The following is a 5,454-nucleotide window of genomic DNA, read 5'->3' on the forward strand; positions in this document are numbered from 1 at the left end:
GTTCTTTTAACTTATAATTGTTAAACTATTAGTCAATCTTTGAAATCTAAACAAGTGATCGATTGAGCCAGTCTATTATGATTAAATAATAGATTAGACAAACTAATATAAAAACTAAAAGTTTTTTTGATTAAAAACTTCATAATAAAAATCCTATCTATTAGATAGGTAATTAATATGGAGAGTTTGATCCTGGCTCAGAGTGAACGCTGGCGGCGTGCCTAATACATGCAAGTCGAACGGACAAGTAAGAGCTTGCTCTTATGAGTTAGTGGCGCACGGGTGAGTAATGTATAGCTAATCTGCCCTACACTAGAGGACAACAGTTGGAAACGACTGCTAATACTCTATACTCCTGTCTGACATAAGTTAGATAGGGAAAGTTTTTCGGTGTAGGATGAGGCTATATTGTATCAGCTAGTTGGTGAGGTAATGGCTCACCAAGGCTATGACGCATAACTGGTCTGAGAGGATGATCAGTCACACTGGAACTGAGACACGGTCCAGACTCCTACGGGAGGCAGCAGTAGGGAATATTGCTCAATGGGGGAAACCCTGAAGCAGCAACGCCGCGTGGAGGATGACACTTTTCGGAGCGTAAACTCCTTTTGTTAGGGAAGAACAATGACGGTACCTAACGAATAAGCACCGGCTAACTCCGTGCCAGCAGCCGCGGTAATACGGAGGGTGCAAGCGTTACTCGGAATCACTGGGCGTAAAGGACGCGTAGGCGGATTATCAAGTCTCTTGTGAAATCCTATGGCTTAACCATAGAACTGCTTGGGAAACTGATAATCTAGAGTGAGGGAGAGGCAGATGGAATTGGTGGTGTAGGGGTAAAATCCGTAGAGATCACCAGGAATACCCATTGCGAAGGCGATCTGCTGGAACTCAACTGACGCTAATGCGTGAAAGCGTGGGGAGCAAACAGGATTAGATACCCTGGTAGTCCACGCCCTAAACGATGTATACTAGTTGTTGCTAAGCTAGTCTTGGCAGTAATGCACCTAACGGATTAAGTATACCGCCTGGGGAGTACGGTCGCAAGATTAAAACTCAAAGGAATAGACGGGGACCCGCACAAGCGGTGGAGCATGTGGTTTAATTCGAAGATACGCGAAGAACCTTACCCGGACTTGATATCTAACAAATCATCTAGAGATAGAAGAGTGTCTGCTTGCAGAAATGTTAAGACAGGTGCTGCACGGCTGTCGTCAGCTCGTGTCGTGAGATGTTGGGTTAAGTCCCGCAACGAGCGCAACCCACGTCATTAGTTGCTAACAGTTCGGCTGAGCACTCTAATGAGACTGCCTTCGTAAGGAGGAGGAAGGTGTGGACGACGTCAAGTCATCATGGCCCTTATGTCCGGGGCGACACACGTGCTACAATGGCATATACAATGAGAAGCAATATCGCGAGATGGAGCAAATCTATAAAATATGTCCCAGTTCGGATTGGAGTCTGCAACTCGACTCCATGAAGCCGGAATCGCTAGTAATCGTAGATCAGCCATGCTACGGTGAATACGTTCCCGGGTCTTGTACTCACCGCCCGTCACACCATGGGAGTTGATTTCACTCGAAGCCGGAATACTAAATTAGTTACCGTCCACAGTGGAATCAGCGACTGGGGTGAAGTCGTAACAAGGTAACCGTAGGAGAACCTGCGGTTGGATCACCTCCTTTCTAGAGTACATATAGATATTCTCTCACAAGATATCTATAAGAAAGATATTCTCAATCATCCTTGTTTAGTTTTGAAAGATTGATAGACCTATAGGGGCCTATAGCTCAGCTGGTTAGAGTGCACCCCTGATAAGGGTGAGGTCACAAGTTCAAGTCTTGTTAGGCCCACCAGAGAATTTAATTGGGGAATTAGCTCAGCTGGGAGAGCGCCTGCTTTGCACGCAGGAGGTCAGCGGTTCGATCCCGCTATTCTCCACCATGAAATAGTTAAACAGCGTTAAGTCTAATTAGAGAGCTTAAATTTAAACTTTCTAATTAGGCTTTTGCCTAAATGTTCTTTTAATTAATATTGTTAATAGTCACAAGCAAGTTTTAAAAACAATTTTACAGGACTTGTTAAAGATTTAAATTCCTATTCTCTTTGCATTTAATGCAAAAGTTTGACATCACAATCTATTTAGGATTTAAAACTTATCTAAATAGTAGTCAATGCTTTCCGTCTTGAGAGCTAGAATTTAAATGTAGTAACATAAAGTTATCTTTAACAAGGAAGTGATGCGAATTAGAATAATCTAATATAGAAAAGGTAAGCTACAAAGAGCAAGTGGTGGATGCCTTGGCTAGTAGAGGCGATGAAAGACGTGCCAGGCTGCGATAAGTCTCGGGGAGCCGTCAAGGGGCTTTGATCCGGGAATTTCTGAATGGGGCAACCCAACTAATAGAGATATTAGTTACCGTATAACGGAGCGAACGAGGGGAATTGAAACATCTTAGTACCCTCAGGAAAAGAAATCAAAAGAGATTACGCTAGTAGCGGCGAGCGAACGCGTAAGAGGGCAAACCACTAGTTTACTAGTGGGGTTGTAGGACTGCAATATAGACTAAACTTAGCTAATAGAACAATCTGGAAAGGTTAGGCACAGAGGGTGATACCCCCGTATATGAAAGCTTTGTTTTACTTAGCAGTATCCTGAGTAGGGCGGAACACGTGATATTCTGTCTGAAGCTGGGTAGACCACTATCCAACCCTAAATACTACTACTAGACCGATAGTGCACAAGTACCGTGAGGGAAAGGTGAAAAGAACTGAGGTGATCAGAGTGAAATAGAACCTGAAACCATTTGCTTACAATCATTCAGAGCCCTATGATTTATCAGGGTGATGGACTGCCTTTTGCATAATGAGCCTGCGAGTTGTGATGTCTGGCGAGGTTAAGGAAACCCGGAGCCGTAGCGAAAGCGAGTCTTAATAGGGCGTTTAGTCAGACGTTGCAGACCCGAAACGATGTGATCTATCCATGAGCAGGTTGAAACCGGTGTAAGAGCCGGTGGAGGACCGAACCCGCTAGCGTTGAAAAGCTATGGGATGACTTGTGGATAGGGGTGAAAGGCCAATCAAACATCGTGATAGCTGGTTCTCTCCGAAATATATTTAGGTATAGCGTCATGTAGTAACACTAGGGGGTAGAGCACTGAATGGGCTAGGGCATACACCAATGTACCAAACCCTATCAAACTCCGAATACCTAGTGTGTAATCATGGCAGTCAGGCGGCGAGTGATAAAATCCGTCGTCGAGAGGGGAACAACCCAGACTAACAGCTAAGGTCCCTAAATCTCATTTAAGTGGAAAACGATGTGGAGTTACTTAAACAACCAGGAGGTTGGCTTAGAAGCAGCCATCCTTTAAAGAAAGCGTAATAGCTCACTGGTCTAGTGATTCTGCGCGGAAAATATAACGGGGCTAAAATGAGTACCGAAGCTTTAGACTTAGTTTTACTAAGTGGTAGGAGAGCGTTGTATTTGCGTTGAAGGTATACCGGTAAGGAGTGCTGGAGCGAATACAAGTGAGCATGCAGGCATGAGTAGCGATAATTGGGGTGAGAATCCCCAACGCCGTAAACCCAAGGTTTCCTACGCGATGCTCGTCATCGTAGGGTTAGCCGGGTCCTAAGCAAAGTCCGAAAGGGGTATGCGATGGAAAATTGGTTAATATTCCAATGCCAACTATAATGTGCGATGGAAGGACGCTTAGAGTTAGAGGAGCCAGCGGATGGTAGTGCTGGTCGAAAGGTGCAGGTTGGAGTTCAGGCAAATCCGAGCTCCTTTAAGCCGAGGCCTTACAGGTGCGTGAAGTTCTTCGGAATGAATCGTAAATCCTTGATACTGTCGAGCCAAGAAAAGTTTCTAAGTTTAGTTATAGTTGCCCGTACCGTAAACCGACACAGGTGGGTGGGATGAGTATTCTAAGGCGCGTGGAAGAACTCTCTTCAAGGAACTCTGCAAAATAGCACCGTATCTTCGGTATAAGGTGTGCCTAACTTTGTGAAGGATTTACTCCGTAAGCATTGAAGGTTACAACAAAGAGTCCCTCCCGACTGTTTACCAAAAACACAGCACTCTGCTAACTCGTAAGAGGATGTATAGGGTGTGACGCCTGCCCGGTGCTCGAAGGTTAATTGATGACGTTAGCTATGCGAAGCGTTTGATCGAAGCCCGAGTAAACGGCGGCCGTAACTATAACGGTCCTAAGGTAGCGAAATTCCTTGTCGATTAAATATCGACCTGCATGAATGGCGTAACGAGATGGGAGCTGTCTCGAAGAGGGATCCAGTGAAATTGTAGTGGAGGTGAAAATTCCTCCTACCCGCGGCAAGACGGAAAGACCCCGTGGACCTTTACTACAGCTTGACACTGCTATTGGGATAAAAATGTGCAGGATAGGCGGGAGGCTTTGATCCATAGACGCCAGTTTATGGTGAGCCATTGTTGAGATACCGCTCTTTTTTATTCTGATAGCTAACTAGCTTGAGTTATCCTCAAGTAGGACAATGTCTGGTGGGTAGTTTGACTGGGGCGGTCGCCTCCCAAAATGTAACGGAGGCTTACAAAGGTTGGCTCAGAACGGTTGGAAATCGTTCGTAGAGTATAAAGGCATAAGCCAGCTTAACTGCGAGACATACACGTCAAGCAGAGACGAAAGTCGGTCTTAGTGATCCGGTGGTTCTGTGTGGAAGGGCCATCGCTCAAAGGATAAAAGGTACCCCGGGGATAACAGGCTGATCTCCCCCAAGAGCTCACATCGACGGGGAGGTTTGGCACCTCGATGTCGGCTCATCGCATCCTGGGGCTGGAGCAGGTCCCAAGGGTATGGCTGTTCGCCATTTAAAGCGGTACGCGAGCTGGGTTCAGAACGTCGTGAGACAGTTCGGTCCCTATCTGCCGTGGGCGCAAGAAGATTGAGGAGAGTTGACCCTAGTACGAGAGGACCGGGTCGAACCAACCACTGGTGTACGAGTTGTCCTGCCAAGGGCACCGCTCGGTAGCTATGTTGGGATGTGATAACTGCTGAAAGCATCTAAGCAGGAAGCCAACTCCAAGATGAATCTTCTTTTAAGAGCTCATATAGACTATGTGTTTGATAGGCTGGGTGTGTAATGGATGAAAGTCCTTTAGCTGACCAGTACTAATAGCTCGTCTGCTTATCTTTTTAATAAGCATCACTTCCTTGTTAAGGATAAAAACTTAATAAGAATATGTTTTTATAAAACTTTGTTTATGACTTTTAACTTTATCTAGTAGTGTTAAATAAGAGATTTATCTATTATATCTTTTATTTAACATTGCCCGTGACTATACAGACGAGGAAACGCCTTGCTCCATCTCGAACCAAGAAGCTAAGCTCGTCCTGGCTGATGATACTCTCCCTTACTGGGATGTTGGAAAAGTAGGTCGTTGCGGGCTTTGTTGTTAATCTGCTTAATTCTTAT

2 tRNA genes and 3 rRNA genes are annotated in these 5,454 nt (G+C 45.3%); all 5 read left to right on the plus strand.

Annotated elements, in window-relative coordinates:
- The first annotated feature begins 174 nt into the window (after nucleotides 1-174).
- The 5 genes from G6W42_RS10300 to rrf all read left to right on the plus strand — a co-directional run bounded on the left by G6W42_RS10300 (nucleotide 175) and on the right by rrf (nucleotide 5,428).
- Nucleotides 175-1,685: ribosomal RNA gene (locus tag G6W42_RS10300) — 16S ribosomal RNA — on the plus strand.
- 94 nt (nucleotides 1,686-1,779) lie between these two features.
- Nucleotides 1,780-1,856, plus strand: a tRNA-Ile gene (locus tag G6W42_RS10305).
- Nucleotides 1,857-1,868: 12 nt separating this feature from the next.
- Nucleotides 1,869-1,944 (plus strand) — tRNA-Ala (locus tag G6W42_RS10310).
- A gap of 325 nt (nucleotides 1,945-2,269) precedes the next feature.
- Nucleotides 2,270-5,174 (plus strand): 23S ribosomal RNA (locus G6W42_RS10315).
- Nucleotides 5,175-5,309: 135 nt separating this feature from the next.
- Nucleotides 5,310-5,428 (plus strand): 5S ribosomal RNA (gene rrf, locus G6W42_RS10320).
- The 16S, 23S and 5S rRNA genes sit together here with 2 tRNA genes alongside, the layout of an rRNA operon.
- Nucleotides 5,429-5,454: the final 26 nt, after the last annotated feature.

Source organism: Campylobacter concisus (assembly GCF_015230015.1).
Taxonomy (GTDB): domain Bacteria; phylum Campylobacterota; class Campylobacteria; order Campylobacterales; family Campylobacteraceae; genus Campylobacter_A; species Campylobacter_A concisus_AF.